The following is a 275-nucleotide window of genomic DNA, read 5'->3' as shown; positions in this document are numbered from 1 at the left end:
AGGAGGGAGCTGCCGAAGGCGGGACCGATAACTGGGGTGAAGTCGTAACAAGGTAGCCGTATCGGAAGGTGCGGCTGGATCACCTCCTTTCTAAGGAAGAAGAAGTAGATGAATATGTTTCACTGTTGAGTTACCAAGAAGATGGATAACTAAATCTTTCCGGTGGCGATACGCCCAGGGGACACACCCGTACCCATCCCGAACACGATGGTTAAGACCTGGGAGGCCGATGATACTATGCTGGAGACGGCATGGGAAAGCAGGTGGCTGCCGGA

The 275-nt window shown here is 53.5% G+C and carries 2 rRNA genes; both read left to right on the top strand.

From position 1 onward, the window contains the following. Nucleotides 1-90 (top strand): 16S ribosomal RNA (locus tag V8Q34_RS27455); the annotation flags it as partial. 68 nt (nucleotides 91-158) lie between these two features. Next, a 5S ribosomal RNA gene (gene rrf / locus V8Q34_RS27450) occupies nucleotides 159-275 on the top strand; the annotation flags it as partial.

It is taken from the genome of Blautia sp. JLR.GB0024 (assembly GCF_037000545.1).
GTDB classification, from domain to species: Bacteria; Bacillota; Clostridia; order Lachnospirales; family Lachnospiraceae; genus Blautia; species Blautia celeris.
The sequence above is the reverse complement of the archived record's forward strand: the minus strand, read 5'-3'. Positions and strand labels throughout refer to the sequence as shown.